This is a genomic window from Cupriavidus sp. MP-37 (assembly GCF_020618415.1).
Taxonomy (GTDB): Bacteria; Pseudomonadota; Gammaproteobacteria; order Burkholderiales; family Burkholderiaceae; genus Cupriavidus.
Genome location: NZ_CP085344.1, coordinates 490526 through 510286, shown reverse-complemented (window position 1 = coordinate 510286; position 19761 = coordinate 490526). Strand labels below are relative to the sequence as shown.

Genomic DNA, 19761 nt, shown 5'->3' with positions numbered 1-19761 from the left:
AGCTGCCCGTTGAATGGGGACACGCCCGCGGGCATGTCCCAGGAAGTGCTTAGTCGAGGATCTTTGCCACGACGCCGGCGCCGACGGTACGGCCACCTTCGCGGATGGCGAAGCGCAGGCCTTCTTCCATGGCGATCGGGGCGATCAGCTTGACGGTGATCGACACGTTGTCACCCGGCATGACCATTTCCTTGTCCTTCGGCAGCTCGATCGAGCCGGTCACGTCGGTGGTACGGAAGTAGAACTGCGGGCGGTAGTTGTTGAAGAACGGGGTGTGACGGCCGCCTTCGTCCTTCGACAGGATGTACACCTCGCCGGTGAAGTGGGTGTGCGGCTTGATCGAACCCGGCTTGCACAGCACCTGGCCGCGCTCGACGTCTTCACGCTTGGTGCCGCGCAGCAGCAGACCGACGTTGTCGCCAGCCTGGCCCTGGTCCAGCAGCTTGCGGAACATTTCCACGCCGGTGCAGGTGGTCTTCACGGTCGGCTTGATACCGACGATTTCGATTTCCTCGCCGACCTTGATCACGCCGCGCTCGATACGGCCGGTCACCACGGTGCCGCGACCCGAGATCGAGAACACGTCTTCCACCGGCATCAGGAAGGTACCGTCAACGGCACGCTCCGGCGTCGGGATGTAGGTGTCCAGCGCGTCGGCCAGGCGCATGATGGCTTCTTCGCCAAGGTCGCCCTTGTCGCCTTCCAGCGCCAGCTTGGCCGAACCCTTGATGATCGGGGTGTCGTCGCCGGGGAATTCGTACTTGCTCAGCAGCTCGCGCACTTCCATCTCGACCAGCTCGAGCAGTTCGGCGTCGTCCACCATGTCGCACTTGTTCAGGAACACGATGATGTACGGCACGCCAACCTGACGGGCCAGCAGGATGTGCTCGCGGGTCTGCGGCATCGGGCCGTCGGCGGCCGAGCACACCAGGATCGCGCCGTCCATCTGGGCGGCACCCGTGATCATGTTCTTCACGTAGTCGGCGTGGCCCGGGCAGTCAACGTGCGCGTAGTGGCGGTTGGCCGTCTCGTATTCGACGTGGGCGGTATTGATGGTAATACCGCGCGCCTTCTCTTCCGGCGCTGCGTCGATTTCGTCGTACTTCTTGGCCGCACCACCGAACTTCGCTGCCAGCACCGTGGCGATCGCTGCGGTCAGCGTGGTCTTGCCATGGTCAACGTGACCAATCGTACCAACGTTCACGTGCGGCTTGGTCCGCTCGAACTTTTCCTTTGCCATTTTTTTCAGCTCCTAATGGAATGCAGTCTTGTCGATTCATCACGCCGCCGCGTTCCGGTGAACGCGGCGGCATACAGCTTATTTACTTGCCCTTGGCCGCCATCACTGCTTCGGCGATGTTCTTCGGCGCCTCGGCGTAGTGCTTGAATTCCATGGTGTAGGTGGCGCGGCCTTGCGTGGCCGAGCGCAGCGCGGTCGAATAACCGAACATTTCCGACAGCGGGACTTCGGCCTTGATGATCTTGCCGCCGCCCACCATGTCGTCCATGCCCTGCACGATGCCGCGGCGGGACGACAGGTCGCCCATCACGGTACCGGTGTAGTCTTCCGGCGTTTCCACTTCCACGGCCATCATCGGCTCGAGCAGAACCGGGCTGGCCTTGCGCATGGCTTCCTTGAAAGCCATCGAGCCGGCCATGCGGAACGCGTTTTCGTTCGAGTCCACGTCGTGGTACGAACCGAACGTCAGCGTGACCTTCACGTCCACCACCGGGAAGCCAGCCAGGATACCGGCTTGCAGCGTGTCGACGATACCCTTTTCGACCGCCGGGATGTATTCGCGAGGAATCACACCGCCCTTGATGGCGTCGATGAACTCGAAGCCCTTGCCCTGCTCTTGCGGTTCCAGCGTGATCACGGCGTGACCGTACTGGCCGCGGCCGCCCGACTGCTTGACGAACTTGCCTTCGACGTCCTCGGCCTTCTTGCGGATGGTTTCGCGGTAGGCCACCTGCGGCGCGCCGATGTTGGCTTCCACGCCGAATTCGCGCTTCATGCGGTCGACCAGAATTTCGAGGTGGAGCTCGCCCATGCCCGAAATGATGGTCTGGCCCGATTCTTCATCGGTACGCACGCGGAACGACGGATCTTCGGCGGCCAGGCGGTTCAGGGCGATGCCCATCTTTTCCTGGTCGGCCTTGGTCTTCGGCTCGACCGCCTGCGAAATCACCGGCTCCGGGAACACCATGCGCTCGAGCACGATCGGGGCCGCCGGATCGCACAGCGTATCGCCGGTGGTGGCGTCCTTCAGGCCCACCGCGGCGGCGATGTCGCCGGCCAGCACTTCCTTGATTTCTTCGCGCTGGTTGGCGTGCATCTGCAGAATACGGCCCAGACGCTCCTTCTTCTGCTTCACCGGGTTGTACACGGTGTCGCCCGAATTGACCTTGCCCGAGTACACGCGGAAGAAGATCAGCTGGCCGACGAACGGGTCGGTCATGATCTTGAACGCCAGCGCCGAGAACTTCTCGTTGTCGTCAGCCTTGCGCTCGAGCTTCTTCTCGTCGTCGCTTTCGTCCACGCCCTTGACCGGCGGGATATCGACCGGCGACGGCAGGAAGTCGATCACGGCGTCGAGCATGCGCTGCACGCCCTTGTTCTTGAACGCGGTGCCGCACAGCATCGGCTGGATTTCGCAGGCGATGGTACGGTCACGCAGTGCCTTGACGATCTCGTCGCGGGTCAGCTCTTCGCCGCCCAGGTACTTTTCCATCAGCTCTTCGCTGGCTTCGGCGGCGGACTCGACCATCTTCTCGCGCCATTCGTCAGCGGTGGCTTGCAGCTCGGCCGGGATGTCCTTGTACTCGAACTTCACGCCCTGGCTGGCCTCGTCCCAGATGATCGCCTTCATTTCCAGCAGGTCGATGACGCCCTGGAAGCCGTCTTCCGCGCCGATCGGCACCACCACGGGCACCGGGTTGGCCTTCAGGCGAGTCTTCAGCTGGTCGTAGACCTTGAAGAAGTTGGCGCCGGTACGGTCCATCTTGTTGACGAACGCCAGACGCGGCACGCCGTACTTGTTGGCCTGACGCCACACGGTTTCGGACTGCGGCTGCACGCCACCCACGGCGCAGTACACCATGCAGGCGCCGTCCAGCACGCGCATGGAACGCTCCACCTCGATGGTGAAGTCCACGTGGCCCGGGGTGTCGATGATGTTGAAGCGGTGCTCGGGGTAGTTGCCGGCCATGCCCTTCCAGAAGGCGGTGGTGGCAGCGGAGGTGATGGTAATACCACGCTCCTGCTCCTGCTCCATCCAGTCCATGGTGGCGGCGCCGTCGTGCACTTCACCGATCTTGTGGTTCACACCGGTGTAGAACAGGATGCGCTCGGTCGTGGTGGTTTTACCCGCGTCAATGTGAGCCGAAATACCGATGTTGCGGTAACGCTCGATGGGAGTCTTACGAGCCACTTTAATCCTCTATTCGTCCGTGAGGCGCCGGCATCTCATGGCCCGCGCCCCTAACACAAACGGGCGAGATGTGTAAAAACACAGCCCGCCCGGCAACCAACAATGTTTTCGCTCGCTTTAGAAGCGGAAGTGCGAGAACGCCTTGTTGGCTTCGGCCATGCGGTGCACTTCGTCGCGCTTCTTCATCGCGCCGCCACGGCCTTCAGCAGCTTCCAGCAGCTCACCTGCCAGGCGCAGCGCCATCGACTTCTCGCTGCGTTTCTTCGCGGCCTCACGCAGCCAGCGCATCGCCAATGCCAAACGACGCGACGGACGGACTTCGACCGGAACCTGATAGTTGGCGCCGCCCACGCGACGGCTCTTCACTTCCACCACCGGCTTCACGTTGTTGATGGCAACGGAGAACACTTCGATGGGGGCCTTGCCTGCCTTCTTTTCGATCTGGTCGAACGCGCCGTACACGATGCGTTCGGCAACCGACTTCTTGCCGTCCAGCATCAGCACGTTCATGAACTTGGCAACTTCAACGTTGCCGAACTTCGGATCAGGCAGAACGTCCCGCTTCGGGACTTCACGACGACGTGGCATCTTCTTTCCTTTAGATTCAGTTGAGAGCGCGGTCAGAGTTTCCCGCTCTCCGGCCACCAACTAGCTTGCATGCAAAGACAGCAAATTCGCCGGGTGACCACTTACTCGACGGCACGGTTGCCAAAAAGGCGCTCCGTTGTACCGCCGCCTGGTGACAGCACCATGACTCGCGCCACAGGCTATCGTCTGTTGCTTCGGGCCTTGCGGGCCCAGGCTGCCGGAACTTAGGCGGCCTTCGGACGCTTCGCGCCGTACTTCGAACGGGCCTGCTTGCGGTCCTTCACGCCTTGCAGGTCCAGCGAACCACGGACGATGTGGTAACGCACACCCGGCAGATCCTTCACACGGCCGCCGCGGATCAGCACGACCGAGTGTTCCTGCAGGTTGTGGCCTTCACCGCCGATGTACGAAATGACTTCGAAACCGTTGGTCAGGCGCACCTTGGCGACCTTACGCAGTGCCGAGTTCGGCTTCTTCGGCGTCGTGGTGTACACACGGGTGCACACGCCACGGCGCTGGGGGCAGTTCTCAAGCGCCGGGCTCTTGCTCTTGACGACTTCCGAGACGCGCGGCTTGCGAACCAGTTGGTTGATAGTTGGCATTGTTCAATCCAGCTTGGTTTTACGAAAAACGCCCCTCGTGCCGGCATGCGCCAGGCGGGAGAGGCAACTACGGGTTTTGGACGGGAGAGGTGAGCGGGCGCTCTGCAGACGGGACTGTGCGGTAACAGCATGCCAAAGAGCGCGAGCCGGCACCCGGATCCCGCGTCTGCCGCCACCCGTCCCTGGAAACCCAGTCCGGTAGGCTTGCCGGCAGCGGCCTGAAGGCCACTTATCCGACGGGCGAGCGAAATCCAAAGCCAAAAACTCGAATCTGGCATCCTAGCAGCGGAATCGTATACCGTCAAGCCGTATACCTCGCCTGCCCACCTGCCTGCCTGCAACAGGGGCGGCACCCCGCGTGGGTCAGACCGCGCGCAACGCCGCCAGGATCGACTGCCCGTAGCGCTCCAGCTTGGAGGCGCCAATGCCGGGGATGCCCTGCATGGCGGACAGCGAGTCCGGCGCGGTCCGGGCCAGCTCGGCCAGGGTGGCGTCGTGGAAGATGACATAGGCCGGCACGCCATGCTCGCGCGCGGCCTCGGTGCGCCAGCGCCGCAGCGCCTCCCAGTTGGCCAGGGTGTCGGCGTCCATGTCGGCGGTATGGTCGGGGCGCGTGCCGCGCGCGGCGCGCTCGCCCGACTTGCCGGGCCGGGTGGCCTGGCGGCGCAGGATGATCTGGCGTTCGCCCTTGAGCACCGCGCGGGCGTCCTCGCCCAGCAGCAGCGCGCCATGGCCGCCATGGTCGATGGTCAGCAAGCCCTGTGCGATCAGCTGGCGGAACACCGTGTGCCACTCGTGCACCGAGCGGTCCTTGCCGATGCCGAAGGTCGACACCTGGTCGTGGCCCCACTGGCGGATCTTCTCCGAGGCATTGCCGCGCAGCACGTCGATCAGGTGGGTGGCGCCAAAGTGCACGCGGCTGGCCTGCGCGGTCCGGTAGACGCACGACAGCGCCATCTGCGCCTCGCGCGTGCCGTCCCACGTGGCGGGCGGCTCGAGGCAGGTATCGCAGTTGCCGCAGGGTTCGCTGGCTTCGTTGAAATACGCCAGGATGCGCACGCGCCGGCAGCCCGCGGTTTCGCACAGGCCGAGCAGCGCATCGAGCTTGGACGACGACACGCGCTTGAAGGCCTCGTCCGCCTCCGATTCGTCGATCATGCGCTTCTGCTGCACCACGTCGCCCAGGCCGTAGGCCATCCAGGCATTGGCAGGCAGCCCGTCGCGGCCGGCGCGGCCGGTTTCCTGGTAATAGCCCTCCATGCTCTTGGGCAGGTCCAGGTGGGCGACAAAGCGCACGTCGGGCTTGTCGATGCCCATGCCGAAGGCGATCGTCGCCACCATCACCAGCCCTTCCTCTTCGCGGAAGCGCGCCTGGTGGTGCTGCCGCACCTGGGCGTCCATGCCGGCATGGTAGGCGAGCGCGTTGATGCCCTGGCCGCTCAGCCACTGCGCGGTGTCCTCGACCTTCTTGCGCGACAGGCAATAGACGATGCCGCTGTCGTGGCTGCCATCGGCCGCGGTATGTTCGGCCTTGATAAAGGCCAGCAGCTGCTGGCGCGCATTGTCCTTCTCGACGATGCGGTAGCGGATGTTGGGCCGGTCGAAACTGGAAATGAAGATGCGCGCGTCGTGCAACGCCAGCCGCTCGACGATCTCGTCGCGCGTCAGCGCGTCGGCGGTCGCGGTCAGCGCGATGCGCGGCACGTACGGGAAGCGCTCGTGCAGCACCGACAGCTGGATGTACTCGGGCCGGAAGTCGTGGCCCCACTGCGACACGCAGTGGGCTTCGTCGATCGCGAACAGGCCGACGCGGGTGCGCTCCAGCAGGTCAAGGAAGCGCGGCGTCATCAGCCGTTCCGGCGCCACGTAGAGGATCTCGATGCGCCCGGCGAGCAGGTCGCGCTCGACCGCGGAGGCCTCGGCGCCGGTCAGCGTCGAGTTCAGCACCGCGGCGCGCACGCCGGCCTCGGTCAGTGCCGCGACCTGGTCCTGCATCAGCGCGATCAGCGGCGACACCACGATGCCGACGCCATCGCCGGCGCGCTGGCGCAGCAGCGCCGGAATCTGGTAGCACAGCGACTTGCCGCCGCCGGTCGGCATCAGCACCAGGCAATCGCCGCCCGCGGCGACGTGGTCGATGATCTCGGCCTGGCGCCCGCGGAAGGCGTGGTAGCCGAAGACATCCTTGAGGATCGCCAGTGCTTGCGACATGGACAACGGAAATGCTGGAGCCGGAAAAGCCGTAACCTTACCACTAAGGGGGCCTGCCGCCGCGCCTGCGCGGCAAACTCTCCGATGTTTCTCACGAAAGGCCGCGCCGCGCGCGGACGAAAAAAAAGCCCGGCTGGATCAGCCGGGCTTTGCTCCGCCTTGCGGCGGTCATTACTGCAACGGGATCAGGCGTTGTCGCCTTCGCCCTCGGTCGCCTGCACCACCGGCGGCTCGATGAAGAGCGACTGCTCTTCTTCGGCGATCGCCTGGGCGCGTTCGCGCTCGGAGGCCTCGCGCGCCTTGCGGGCGCGGTGGTAGGCCAGGCCGGTACCGGCCGGGATCAGACGGCCGACGATCACGTTTTCCTTCAGGCCACGCAGGTCGTCGGTCTTGCCCATGATCGCGGCTTCGGTCAGCACGCGCGTGGTTTCCTGGAACGATGCCGCCGAGATGAAGCTGTCGGTCGACAGCGACGCCTTGGTAATACCCAGCAGCAGGTTCTCGTAGGTCGCCGGACGCTTGCCTTCGGCGATCACGCGGTCGTTCTCGTCGAGCAGTTCCGAACGCTCCACCTGTTCACCCGGGATGAACTTGGTGTCGCCCACATCGACGATCTGAACACGGCGCAGCATCTGGCGAACGATCACCTCGATGTGCTTGTCGTTGATCTTCACGCCCTGCAGACGGTACACGTCCTGGACTTCGTCGACGATGTAGTGCGCCAGCTCTTCGATGCCCTTCAGGCGCAGGATGTCGTGCGGATCCGCCGGACCTTCCACGATCATTTCGCCCTTGTTCACCACCTGGCCGTCGTGCACCAGCACCTGCTTTTCCTTCGCGATCAGGAACTCGTGGGCATTGCCGTCCAGGTCGGTGATGACCAGGCGCTGCTTGCCCTTGGTGTCCTTGCCGAACGAGGTCGTGCCGGTGACTTCCGCCAGCACGGCGGCGTCCTTCGGCGAACGCGCTTCGAACAGCTCGGCCACGCGCGGCAGACCACCGGTAATGTCGCGGGTCTTCTGCGATTCGGTCGGGATACGCGCGAGCACTTCACCCACGTGCACCTGCTGGCCGTCCTTCACGGTAATCAGCGCGCCGACCTGGAAGCCGATGGTCACGGAGTGGTCCGTGCCCGGGATCTTCACTTCCTGGCCGTTGGCGTCGAGCAGCTTCACCTGCGGGCGAATGCCCTTGGTTGCGGCCGTGCGGCGCTTGGCGTCGATCACCACCAGGGTCGACAGGCCCGTCACCTCGTCCATCTGCTTGGCGACGGTCACGCCTTCTTCGACGTTCTCGAACTTGATCGTGCCCGAGTACTCGGAAACGATCGGGCGCGTCAGCGCGTCCCACGTGGCCAGTTGCGTGCCGGCCTTGATCGACTGGCCGTCCTGCACCAGCAGCGTCGCGCCGTACGGGATCTTGTGGCGCTCGCGCTCGCGGCCGTGGTCGTCGGTGATCAGTGCCTCGCCCGAACGCGAGATCACGATCAGTTCGCCCTTGGCGTTGGTCACGTAGCGCATGGTCGCGGTGAAGCGCACCGTACCGGTCGCCTTCGCTTCCACGCTCGAGGCCACTGCCGCACGCGATGCCGCACCACCGATGTGGAAGGTACGCATGGTCAGCTGCGTGCCCGGCTCACCGATCGACTGCGCGGCAATCACGCCCACCGCTTCGCCCGAGTTCACCAGCACGCCGCGGCCCAGGTCGCGGCCGTAGCACTTGGCACACAGGCCGTAGCGCGTGTCGCACGACAGCGGGGTGCGGACCTTGACTTCGTCGACGCCGATATTGTCGATCAGCTCGACCAGGTCTTCGTCCAGCAGCGTGCCGGCTTCGATCGCGGTTTCCTGGGTTTCCGGGTTGACCACGTCGGCCACGGTGACGCGGCCGAGGATACGGTCGCGCAGGGCTTCGATCACTTCACCGCCTTCGACCAGGGCCTTCATGGCCACGCCGTTGGAGGTGCCGCAATCGTCTTCGACCACGACCAGATCCTGCGTCACGTCGACCAGACGACGGGTCAGGTAACCCGAGTTCGCGGTCTTCAGTGCCGTATCGGCCAGGCCCTTACGGGCGCCGTGGGTCGAGATGAAGTACTGCAGAACGTTCAGGCCTTCACGGAAGTTCGCCGTAATCGGCGTTTCAATGATCGAGCCATCCGGCTTGGCCATCAGGCCACGCATGCCGGCCAGCTGGCGGATCTGCGCGGCGGAACCCCGTGCGCCCGAGTCGGCCATCATGTAGATGGAGTTGAACGACTCCTGCTTCACGGTCTTGCCTTCGCGGTCGACCACGTCCTCGTGCTGCAGCTGCTCCATCATCGCCTTGCCCACCTGGTCGCCGGCGGCGCCCCAGATGTCCACGACGTTGTTGTAGCGTTCCTGGTCGGTCACCAGGCCCGACATGTACTGCTTGTCGTATTCCTTCACCTTGGCCGAGGCCTCGGCGATGATCTTTTCCTTGGCCGGCGGCACCAGCATGTCGTCGATCGCGATCGAGATACCGGCGCGCGTGGCCAGGCGGAAGCCCGACTGCAGCAGCTTGTCGGCGAAGATCACGGTCTCGCGCAGGCCGCAGCGGCGGAACGCCGTGTTGATCAGGCGCGAGATTTCCTTCTTCTTCAGGGGCTTGTTCAGCACCGAGAACGGCAGGCCCTTCGGCAGGATCTCGGACAGGATCGCGCGGCCGACCGTGGTGGCCTGCAGCGTGATCTTGGGCGCGAAACGCGCGTCGCCCTCGGCATCCTTGTCGACCAGCTCATACTCGGTGATACGCACGTTCACGCGCGAAGCCAGCTCGACTTCCTTGTTCTCGTAGGCGCGGATCACTTCGCTGATGTCGGCGAAGGTCATGCCCTCGCCCTTGCCGTTGATCTTGTCGCGGGTGGTGTAGTACAGGCCCAGCACCACGTCCTGCGACGGCACGATCGACGGATCGCCGTTGGCCGGGAACAGCACGTTGTTGGAGGCCAGCATCAGGGTGCGGGCTTCCATCTGCGCTTCCAGCGACAGCGGCACGTGGACGGCCATCTGGTCACCGTCGAAGTCGGCGTTGAACGCCGCGCAGACCAGCGGGTGCAGCTGGATCGCCTTGCCTTCGATCAGCACCGGCTCGAACGCCTGGATGCCCAGGCGGTGCAGCGTCGGCGCGCGGTTCAGCATCACCGGGTGCTCGCGGATCACCTCTTCGAGGATGTCCCACACCACCGGGGTCTGGCTTTCGACTTCCTTCTTCGCCGCCTTGATGGTGGTGGCGATGCCCATCGTTTCCAGCTTGTGGAAGATGAACGGCTTGAACAGCTCGAGCGCCATCAGCTTGGGCAGGCCGCACTGGTGCAGCTTGAGCGTCGGGCCGACCACGATGACCGAACGGCCCGAGTAGTCGACGCGCTTGCCCAGCAGGTTCTGACGGAAACGGCCGCCCTTGCCCTTGATCATTTCGGCCAGGGACTTCAGCGGACGCTTGTTGGCGCCGGTCATCGCCTTGCCGCGACGGCCGTTGTCCAGCAGCGAGTCAACCGCTTCCTGCAGCATGCGCTTTTCGTTGCGCACGATGATCTCAGGGGCCTTCAGCTCCAGCAGGCGCTTCAGGCGGTTGTTACGGTTGATGACGCGGCGATACAGGTCGTTCAGGTCCGAGGTCGCGAAGCGGCCGCCATCCAGCGGCACCAGCGGGCGCAGCTCGGGCGGCAGCACCGGCAGCACCTCGAGGATCATCCACTCGGGCTTGATGCCCGAACGCTGGAAGGCCTCGAGCACCTTCAGGCGCTTGGCAAACTTCTTGATCTTGGCTTCGGAACCGGTGGCCTGCAGCTCGGCGCGGATCTGTTCGATCTGCTTCTCGATGTCGATGCCGCGCAGCAGTTCACGGATGCCCTCGGCACCCATCATGGCGACGAACTCGCCCTCGCCGTACTCGTCGCACTTCGCCAGGTAGTCGTCTTCCGACATGATCTGGCTCTTCTTGAGCGGGGTCATGCCGGGTTCAATCACCACGAAGGCTTCGAAGTACAGCACGCGCTCGATGTCGCGCAGCGTCATGTCCAGGACCATGCCCAGGCGCGACGGCAGCGACTTCAGGAACCAGATGTGCGCGGTCGGCGCGGCCAGTTCGATATGGCCCATGCGCTCGCGGCGCACCTTGGCCAGCGTCACTTCAACGCCGCACTTCTCGCAGATCACGCCACGGTGCTTCAGGCGCTTGTACTTGCCGCACAGGCACTCGTAGTCCTTGATCGGGCCAAAGATCTTGGCGCAGAACAGGCCGTCGCGTTCCGGCTTGAACGTACGGTAGTTGATCGTTTCCGGCTTCTTCACTTCGCCGTACGACCACGAACGGATCTTCTCGGGCGAGGCTAGGCCGATCTTGATCGCGTCGAACTGCTCTTCCTGCTGTACCTGCTTAAAGAGATCGAGCAATGCTTTCATTGCAACTCCTTGTTTCGCCCCCGTGCCGGAGTCTGTCCGGTCCAGGGGCATTCATTCTGTGGGAAATCCTGCGCTGGTGAGTGCCGGCCGCGGCCGGCACCCGCATCGGCTCGATCAGTAGCGATCGAGGTCGATGTCGATACCCAGCGAGCGGATTTCCTTCACCAGCACGTTGAACGATTCCGGCATGCCGGCGTCGATCGAGTGCTCGCCCTTGACGATGTTCTCGTACACCTTGGTACGGCCGTTCACGTCATCGGACTTGACCGTCAGCATTTCCTGCAGCACGTACGACGCGCCGTAGGCTTCCAGTGCCCACACTTCCATCTCACCGAAACGCTGGCCACCGAACTGGGCCTTGCCGCCCAGCGGTTGCTGCGTCACCAGCGAGTACGGGCCGGTGGAACGCGCGTGCATCTTGTCGTCGACCAGGTGGTGCAGCTTCAGCATGTGCATCACACCCAGCGTGACCGGACGCTCGAACGCTTCGCCGGTGCGGCCGTCGAACAGCGTGACCTGCTGCTTGGAAGCCGTCAGGCCCTTTTCGCGGGCGACGTCGTCCGGGTAGGCCAGGTCCAGCATGCGGCGGATTTCGTCCTCGTGGGCACCGTCGAACACCGGGGTCGCAAACGGCACGCCCTTCTTCAGGTTGTTCGCCAGTTCCAGCACTTCGGCGTCCGACAGGCTGTCCAGGTCTTCCGGCTTGCCGCTCTCGTTGTAGATCTGCGAGAGCAGCGCGCGCAGTTCCTGCGCCTTGGCTTGCGCCTTGAGCATGTCGCCGATGCGCTGGCCCAGGCCGCGCGCGGCCCAGCCCAGGTGGGTTTCGAGGATCTGGCCCACGTTCATCCGCGACGGCACGCCCAGCGGGTTCAGCACGATGTCGGCCGGGGTACCGTCCGCCATGTACGGCATGTCTTCGATCGGCACGATCTTCGACACCACACCCTTGTTGCCGTGACGGCCGGCCATCTTGTCGCCAGGCTGCAGGCGGCGCTTGACGGCCAGGTAGACCTTGACCATCTTGATCACGCCCGGCGGCAGTTCGTCGCCCTGCGTCAGCTTCTTGCGCTTCTCTTCGAAGGCCAGGTCGAACTCGTGGCGCTTCTGCTCGATGGCTTCCTTGACGGCTTCCAGCTGCGCAGCCAGTTCCTCGTCGGCCGGACGGATATCGAACCAGTGGTACTTGTCGATGTCCGCCAGGTACTCCTTGGTGATCTTGGCACCCTTGGCCAGCTTCTTCGGACCGCCGTTGACGGTCTTGTCGACCAGCAGGCGCTCCAGACGCTGGAAGGCATCGCCTTCCACGATACGCAGCTGGTCGTTCAGGTCGAGGCGGTAGCGCTTCAGCTCATCGTCGATGATCGACTGGGCGCGCTTGTCGCGGGTCACGCCTTCGCGGGTGAAGACCTGGACGTCGATCACGATGCCGCTCATGCCCGACGGCACGCGCAGCGAGGTGTCCTTCACGTCCGATGCCTTCTCGCCGAAGATCGCGCGCAGCAGCTTTTCTTCCGGCGTCAGCTGGGTCTCGCCCTTCGGCGTGACCTTGCCCACCAGCACGTCGCCGGCTTCGACCTCGGCACCGATGTAGGTGATGCCCGACTCGTCCAGGCGCGCCAGCTGGGCTTCGGCCAGGTTCGAGATATCGCGCGTGATTTCCTCAGGTCCCAGCTTGGTGTCGCGGGCAACGACCGACAGTTCCTCGATGTGGATCGAGGTATAGCGGTCTTCGGCCACCACACGCTCCGAGATCAGGATCGAGTCCTCGAAGTTGTAGCCGTTCCACGGCATGAACGCCACCAGCATGTTCTGGCCCAGCGCCAGCTCGCCCAGGTCGGTCGAGGCGCCGTCGGCGATGACGTCGCCGCGGGCCACGTGGTCGCCCACCTTGACCATCGGACGCTGGTTGATGTTGGTGTTCTGGTTCGAGCGCGTGTACTTGATCAGGTTGTAGATGTCCACGCCGACTTCACCGGCCACGGCTTCGTCGTCGTTCACGCGGATCACGATACGCATCGCGTCGACGTAGTCGACCACGCCGCCACGCATGGCCTGCACGGCGGTGCCCGAGTCGACCGCAACCGTGCGCTCGATGCCGGTGCCGACCAGCGGCTTGTCCGGACGCAGGCAAGGCACGGCCTGGCGCTGCATGTTCGCGCCCATCAGTGCACGGTTCGCGTCATCGTGTTCCAGGAACGGCACCAGCGAGGCAGCGGCCGACACGATCTGCGACGGCGCCACGTCGATGTACTGCACGCGGTCCGGCGTCACCATACGGGTTTCACGCTCGGAGCCTTCGCGCGCCGACACCAGTTCGTCGGTCAGGTTGCCGTCGGCATCGACGGTCGCGTTGGCCTGCGCCACCACATACTTGCCTTCCTCGATCGCGGACAAGTAGTCGACCTGGTCGGTCAGCTTGCTGTCGACCACCTTGCGGTACGGCGTTTCCAGGAAGCCGTATTCGTTCAGGCGGGCATACAGTGCCAGCGAGTTGATCAGACCAATGTTCGGACCTTCCGGCGTTTCGATCGGGCACACGCGGCCGTAGTGGGTCGGGTGCACGTCGCGCACTTCAAAGCCGGCGCGCTCGCGCGTCAGGCCGCCCGGGCCCAGTGCGGAGACACGGCGCTTGTGCGTGATCTCCGACAGCGGGTTGGTCTGGTCCATGAACTGCGACAGCTGCGACGAACCGAAGAACTCGCGGATCGCCGACGAGATCGGCTTCGAGTTGATCAGGTCGTGCGGCATCAGGTTCTCGGTCTCGGCTTGGCCCAGACGTTCCTTGACGGCGCGCTCGACGCGCGACAGGCCGGCGCGGAACTGGTTCTCGGCCAGTTCGCCGACGCAACGCACGCGACGGTTGCCCAGGTGGTCGATGTCATCGACCTCGCCCTTGCCGTTGCGCAGGTTGACCAGGATCTTGATGGTCTCGAGGATGTCCTCGTCCTGCAGCACCATGGCGCCTTCGCCGCTGGGGCGGCCCAGGCGGCTGTTGACCTTCATGCGGCCCACGCGCGACAGGTCGTACGACTCTTCGCTGTAGAACAGGCGCTGGAACAGCGCTTCCACCGCTTCTTCGGTCGGCGGCTCGCCCGGGCGCATCATGCGGTAGATCGCGATGCGCGCGGCAGTCTGGTCGGCGGTCTCGTCCACGCGCAGGGTCTGCGACATGTACGGGCCCTGGTCCAGGTCGTTGGTGTACAGGGTCTGGATCTGCTTGACGCCGGCTTCGCGCAGGTTTTCCAGCAGCGCTTCGGTCAGCTCGTCGTTGGCGTTGGCGATCACCTCGCCGGTATCCGGGTCGATGATGTTCTTGGCCAGCACGCGGCCCAGCAGGTAGTCTTCCGGCACGCTGATCAGCTTGGTGCCGGCCGAATCCAGGTCGCGGATGTGCTTGGCGTTGATCCGCTTGTCCTTCTCGACCACCACGCGGCCGTTCTTGTCGGCGATGTCGAAGCGCGCGACTTCACCGCGCAGGCGCTCGGGCACGAACTCCAGCTGCGCGCCTTCCGACTGCAGCGTGAAGTTGTCGAACACGAAGAAGTGCGCCAGGATCTGTTCCGGGGTCAGGCCGATCGACTTCAGCAGGATCGTCACCGGCATCTTGCGGCGGCGGTCGACGCGGAAGTACAGGATGTCCTTCGGATCGAATTCGAAGTCCAGCCACGAACCGCGGTAGGGGATGATGCGTGCCGAGAACAGCAGCTTGCCCGAGCTGTGGGTCTTGCCCTTGTCGTGCTCGAAGAACACGCCCGGCGAGCGGTGCAGCTGCGAGACGATGACACGCTCGGTGCCGTTGATGACAAACGAACCCGTGGAAGTCATGAGCGGAATCTCACCCATGTAGACTTCCTGCTCCTTCACTTCCTTGACCTTGCCCGGGTTCTCGCGATCGTTGATGATCAGGCGAACCTTGGCGCGCAACGCCGAATGGAACGTCAGGCCACGCTGCTGGCATTCCTTGACGTCGAACGGCGGGTTGGACAGGTGATACGAGACGAACTCCATACGGGCGAGCCCGTTATGCGAGGAGATCGGGAAAATTGCGTTGAAAGCGGCCTGGAGGCCTTCGGTCTTGCGACGTGCGGGCGGCGTATCCGCTTGCAAGAACTGGGTGTAGGATTCAATCTGGGTGGCAAGCAGGAATGGAACCTGATGTACCGTCGCGCGCTTCGCAAAGCTTTTGCGAATGCGCTTCTTTTCGGTGAAGCTGTACGCCATGGGATCTCCGAATCATCGCAGGGCTGGCTGGACCTGGCCGGACCTGAGGTGTTCAGCGACTGGGAGGGGATTTGGCGGTTGGCCGCTACCAACCTCTGGCTGACGGTGTCCGCACGCTGCGGGCGGTGTGGTCGTCGCTTCAGCGCAACGCCTGTACTCGCCCGGGGGACACCCGACCAAACTTGTCTTCTGCAGTCGGTTCAGAAGACAAACATCAGCAGCAACCACTTAGTGTGCCACTGATGTTTGGCCTCTGCTGAATCGCCGGCAAATCGATCCTCGCCGCGAATCGCAAACATCACTTTTACTGCGTTATCGCTGTGCGGAGTGGCGACTAAAACACAATCGCACAAGCGCAAAAAGGCTGGCGCCGGGAATTTCCCTTTGCCAGCCCCATTCGCGTGCCGCACGGGCACGCGAGTACAGCATTACTTGACGTCGACCTTGGCGCCGGCGTCTTCCAGCTTCTTCTTGGCTTCGGCAGCAGCAGCCTTGTCCACGCCTTCCTTGACGGGCTTCGGTGCGCCATCGACCAGGTCCTTGGCTTCCTTCAGGCCCAGGCCGGTGATTTCGCGAACAGCCTTAATCACGCCGACCTTGTTGGCGCCGACTTCGGCCAGGATCACGTTGAATTCGGTCTGCTCTTCGGCAGCAGCGGCACCGGCAGCGCCCGGAGCAGCAGCCACGGCCATGGCAGCGGCCGACACGCCAAACTTCTCTTCGAACGCCTTGACCAGGTCGTTCAGTTCCATCACGGACATCGCGCCAACGGCTTCCAGGATGTCGTCTTTGGTGATTGCCATTTGAAATACTCCTACTAGATTTGATTCGGTATCGGTAATGCGATCTTGCGATGCGCGGCCTGGATTGCCTTAGGCGCCGGCAGCTTCCGCTTCCGCGGGAGCGCCTTCTGCCTTCTTGGCGGCCAGAGCAGCCAGCAGACGGGCGAAGCCCGACACCGGTGCCTGCATCACGCCCAGCAGCTGAGCAATCAGTTCGTCGCGGCTCGGGATCGAGGCCAGCGCCTTCACGGCGGCAGCGTCGAGAACCTTGCCGTCATACGACCCGGCGCGCAGGACCAGCTTGTCGTTGGTCTTGGCGAAGTCGTTCAGAACCTTGGCCGAGGCCACTGCATCTTCGGAAATACCGTAGATCAGCGGACCGGTCATCTGCTCTGCGAGGCCTGCAAACGGCGTACCTTCGACGGCACGGCGGGCCAGCGTGTTCTTCAGAACGCGCAGGTACACGCCTTGCTGGCGAGCGGTAGCACGCAGCTTGGTCAGATCGCCAACCGCAATGCCGCGATATTCGGCGACGACGATGGTCTGGGCCTTGGCGACTTGCGCCGAGACCTCAGCAACGACGGCCTTCTTATCTTCAATATTGAGTGGCACGGTTAAGCTCCAAAATGACGCTGGGTCTCCGGCAATACCGGAGCCTTCACGTCAGCACAAACGAACGGCGTCCGATTGGCCCGAATCATCCGGATCAGTGCCCGGTTGCTTCAATCCCTTCGGGTGCGCCATCTGCGCTGGCTGGCCGGAAGACGTCGCTCAGGCTTGGAAGCCTTTGCGCACGTTCCGACCGATTAAGCCCTTTCCGCAACACTGCCGCGGACAAGGACACCAGCGGTCTTTGATAACCAGCGGTGCCTGCCGATACTTGCGCATCAGGCGGGCACCACTGCCCAAAGCCTTGCTCCTTTCCTTGCGGTCCGGAGACGATCCTCGCCATGGGCCAGGATCTTCAATTCTTTCTTGCCGACCGGTGTTATCGGGTTCCGGTCAGCAACTTGCCGTCAGCTCAGGCTGCCAGCGTAGCCTGGTCGACACGCACGCCGACGCCCATGGTCGACGAAACGGCGATCTTGCGCAGGTACACGCCCTTGCTGGTGGCCGGCTTGGCCTTGACCAGCGCGTCCAGCAGTGCCGACAGGTTGCTCTTCAGCGCGGCGTCTTCGAACGAACGGCGGCCGATGGTGGCGTGGATGATACCGGCCTTGTCGACACGGAACTGGACCTGACCGGCCTTGGCGTTCTTCACCGCCTGGGCCACGTCGGGGGTCACGGTACCGACCTTCGGGTTCGGCATCAGGCCGCGCGGGCCCAGGATCTGGCCCAGCGTACCGACGATACGCATCGTGTCCGGCGAAGCGATCACGACGTCGAAGTTCAGGTTGCCGGCCTTGACTTGCTCAGCCAGGTCTTCCATGCCGACGATGTCGGCACCGGCGGCCTTGGCGGCCTCGGCCTTGTCGCCCTGGGCGAACACGGCCACGCGCACCGACTTGCCGGTACCGGCGGGCAGCACCACCGAACCACGCACCACCTGGTCCGACTTCTTGGCGTCGATGCCCAGTTGCACGGCCACGTCGATCGACTCGTCGAACTTCGCCGAGGCGCAGCCCTTCACCAGGCCCAGGGCCTCGTCGATCGGGTAGAACTTGGTACGCTCGATCTTCGCCTTGTTGGCGGCGACGCGCTTGGAAACCTTAGCCATTTACAGACCCTCCACGGTGATGCCCATCGAACGAGCCGAACCGGCGATGGTACGCACGGCGGCGTCCAGGTCGGCGGCGGTCAGGTCAGCGTTCTTGGCCTTGGCGATTTCTTCAGCCTGGGCACGGGTGATCTTGCCAACCTTGTCGGTGTGGGGCTTCGGCGAACCCTTGGTGATGCCGGCTGCCTTCTTGATCAGCACGGTCGCCGGCGGCGACTTCATCACGAAGGTGAAGCTCTTGTCGGCGAAGGCGGTAATCACCACCGGCACCGGCAGACCGGGTTCCATACCCTGGGTCTGGGCGTTGAACGCCTTGCAGAACTCCATGATGTTCAGACCACGCTGACCCAGTGCGGGACCAACGGGCGGGGAGGGATTTGCCTTACCAGCCGGAATCTGCAGCTTGATAAAGCCAATGATCTTCTTGGCCATCTCTACTCCAATCCGGACCGCTCCACTCGGGGAAGACGATCCTGTTGAGTCGTAACGCGCTGTCGCCGCACCGGTGGCACGGCCTCACGCTCCTCTTTGGCAACGCCGTGGGGCGCTGCCGTTGCCGGTTGCCTGCCTTTCGACCGACAACAGGCAAATTCCTTAAACCTTCTCGACCTGGCCGAACTCGAGCTCGACCGGCGTGGCACGTCCGAAGATGGTGACCGAGACGCGCAGGCGCGACTTCTCGTAGTTCACTTCTTCCACGTTGCCGTTGAAGTCGGTGAACGGGCCGTCCTTGACGCGCACCATTTCGCCCACTTCGAACAGCGTCTTGGGACGCGGCTTCTCGACCCCTTCCTGCATCTGGGTCATGATCTTGTCGACTTCGCGCTGCGAAATCGGGCTCGGACGATTGCGGGCGCCGCCCACGAAACCGGTGACCTTGCTGGTGTTCTTCACCAGGTGCCAGGTCTCGTCGGTCATTTCCATTTCCACCAGCACGTAGCCAGGGAAGAAGCGACGCTCGGTGACCGACTTGTGGCCGCCCTTGATTTCCACGACTTCCTCGGACGGCACCAGGATGCGGCCAAACTTGTCCTGCATCTCGGCGCGCTCGATGCGCTCCTGCAGCGCGCGTTGCACGCTCTTCTCCATGCCGGAGTAGGCATGCACCACATACCAGCGCTTCTTCGACGAAGGCGATTCTTGCGCGGTGGTTTCCTGCTGGGCGTTATCCGTCATGTGCTACCTCTTATTTCCAGCCCAGCACGAGCGAGAACACGACCCACTCGATGAGCTTGTCCGCCGACCACAGGAACAGGGCCATGACGACGACAAAGACAAAGACCAGTCCCGTCATCTGCCCGGCTTCCTTGCGCGTCGGCCAGACGACCTTGCGAACTTCCCGATACGATTCCTTGGCGAACCCGATAAAGTCCTTGCCCGGTGCCGACACCAGCGCAACCACGATACCCAGTGCAATACCACCGAACAGTGCGGCGCCACGTACATAAGACGGTTGCTGTGCCAGTGCATAGAAACCGATGACGCCCGCAACCACCAGCAGCACCGCGACGCCAAGCATCCACTTGCCGCTGCTGGCGTTCACGGTTTCAACATTGGGATTGGCCATGTTTCGCAAACGAGACTAAGCCGCGTCACGATTGTTCCTCGCGACGCGGCTGATTGATTTGGCAGGGGCAGAGGGAATCGAACCCCCAACCTTCGGTTTTGGAGACCGACGCTCTGCCAGTTGAGCTATACCCCTAAAACAACTTCGGGGTCGACGCTTGCGCCAACCCCTCTGGCAACGAATGCGGCCGGTTGGTGCCGCATTCGCTATCGAAC

The 19761-nt window shown here is 63.6% G+C and carries 14 protein-coding genes and 1 tRNA gene; 1 reads left to right on the top strand and 14 read right to left on the bottom strand.

Annotation, left to right across the window (positions count from 1 at the left end):
* Window positions 1–49: 49 nt before the first annotated feature.
* From tuf to rpoB, 7 genes are all read right to left on the bottom strand, one after another.
* Window positions 50–1240 carry an elongation factor Tu gene (tuf, locus tag LIN44_RS02385; RefSeq protein WP_018004885.1) on the bottom strand — a complete coding sequence of 397 codons (1191 nt, stop codon included), beginning with the start codon at window positions 1238–1240 and terminating at the stop codon, window positions 50–52.
* An 82-nt stretch (window positions 1241–1322) separates the two neighbouring features.
* Window positions 1323–3431 carry an elongation factor G gene (gene fusA, locus LIN44_RS02380; RefSeq protein WP_227313379.1) on the bottom strand — a complete coding sequence of 703 codons (2109 nt, stop codon included), beginning with the start codon at window positions 3429–3431 and terminating at the stop codon, window positions 1323–1325.
* Window positions 3432–3548: 117 nt separating this feature from the next.
* Entirely contained in the window at window positions 3549–4019 is a 471-nt protein-coding gene (gene rpsG / locus LIN44_RS02375; protein WP_012354147.1) for a 30S ribosomal protein S7, read from the bottom strand.
* 224 nt (window positions 4020–4243) lie between these two features.
* Complete coding sequence (gene rpsL / locus LIN44_RS02370; protein ID WP_010810460.1) at window positions 4244–4621, bottom strand: 30S ribosomal protein S12; 378 nt, start codon at window positions 4619–4621, stop codon at window positions 4244–4246.
* 363 nt (window positions 4622–4984) lie between these two features.
* Window positions 4985–6832 carry a DNA helicase RecQ gene (gene recQ / locus LIN44_RS02365; protein WP_227313378.1) on the bottom strand — a complete coding sequence of 616 codons (1848 nt, stop codon included), beginning with the start codon at window positions 6830–6832 and terminating at the stop codon, window positions 4985–4987.
* A gap of 185 nt (window positions 6833–7017) precedes the next feature.
* Complete coding sequence (gene rpoC, locus LIN44_RS02360) at window positions 7018–11259, bottom strand: DNA-directed RNA polymerase subunit beta' (protein WP_018003796.1); 4242 nt, start codon at window positions 11257–11259, stop codon at window positions 7018–7020.
* A gap of 114 nt (window positions 11260–11373) precedes the next feature.
* Window positions 11374–15480: a DNA-directed RNA polymerase subunit beta gene (rpoB, locus tag LIN44_RS02355; protein ID WP_227313377.1), complete on the bottom strand. Its 4107-nt coding sequence runs from the start codon at window positions 15478–15480 to the stop codon at window positions 11374–11376.
* Here rpoB and LIN44_RS02350 point away from each other — a divergent pair.
* Window positions 15361–15723, top strand: a complete 363-nt coding sequence (locus LIN44_RS02350) for a hypothetical protein (RefSeq protein ID WP_165835220.1) — start codon at window positions 15361–15363, stop codon at window positions 15721–15723. The two genes, rpoB and LIN44_RS02350, sit on opposite strands and share 120 nt — an antisense overlap.
* 185 nt (window positions 15724–15908) lie before the next feature.
* On the opposite strand, the gene rplL is transcribed toward LIN44_RS02350, so the two are convergent.
* The 7 genes from rplL to LIN44_RS02315 all read right to left on the bottom strand — a co-directional run bounded on the left by rplL (window position 15909) and on the right by LIN44_RS02315 (window position 19681).
* Entirely contained in the window at window positions 15909–16283 is a 375-nt protein-coding gene (rplL, locus tag LIN44_RS02345) for a 50S ribosomal protein L7/L12 (protein ID WP_012354151.1), read from the bottom strand.
* A 69-nt stretch (window positions 16284–16352) separates the two neighbouring features.
* Entirely contained in the window at window positions 16353–16874 is a 522-nt protein-coding gene (rplJ, locus tag LIN44_RS02340) for a 50S ribosomal protein L10 (RefSeq protein ID WP_062801973.1), read from the bottom strand.
* Between the two features lie 409 nt (window positions 16875–17283).
* Entirely contained in the window at window positions 17284–17979 is a 696-nt protein-coding gene (rplA, locus tag LIN44_RS02335) for a 50S ribosomal protein L1 (RefSeq protein ID WP_029049799.1), read from the bottom strand.
* Window positions 17980–18411 carry a 50S ribosomal protein L11 gene (gene rplK, locus LIN44_RS02330; RefSeq protein ID WP_010810467.1) on the bottom strand — a complete coding sequence of 144 codons (432 nt, stop codon included), beginning with the start codon at window positions 18409–18411 and terminating at the stop codon, window positions 17980–17982.
* 162 nt (window positions 18412–18573) lie between these two features.
* Window positions 18574–19155, bottom strand: coding sequence for a transcription termination/antitermination protein NusG (gene nusG, locus LIN44_RS02325; protein ID WP_092317651.1), 582 nt, complete (start codon window positions 19153–19155; stop codon window positions 18574–18576).
* A gap of 10 nt (window positions 19156–19165) precedes the next feature.
* Window positions 19166–19546, bottom strand: coding sequence for a preprotein translocase subunit SecE (secE, locus tag LIN44_RS02320; RefSeq protein WP_012354155.1), 381 nt, complete (start codon window positions 19544–19546; stop codon window positions 19166–19168).
* A 59-nt stretch (window positions 19547–19605) separates the two neighbouring features.
* Window positions 19606–19681 (bottom strand) — tRNA-Trp (locus LIN44_RS02315).
* Between the last annotated feature and the right edge of the window lie 80 nt (window positions 19682–19761).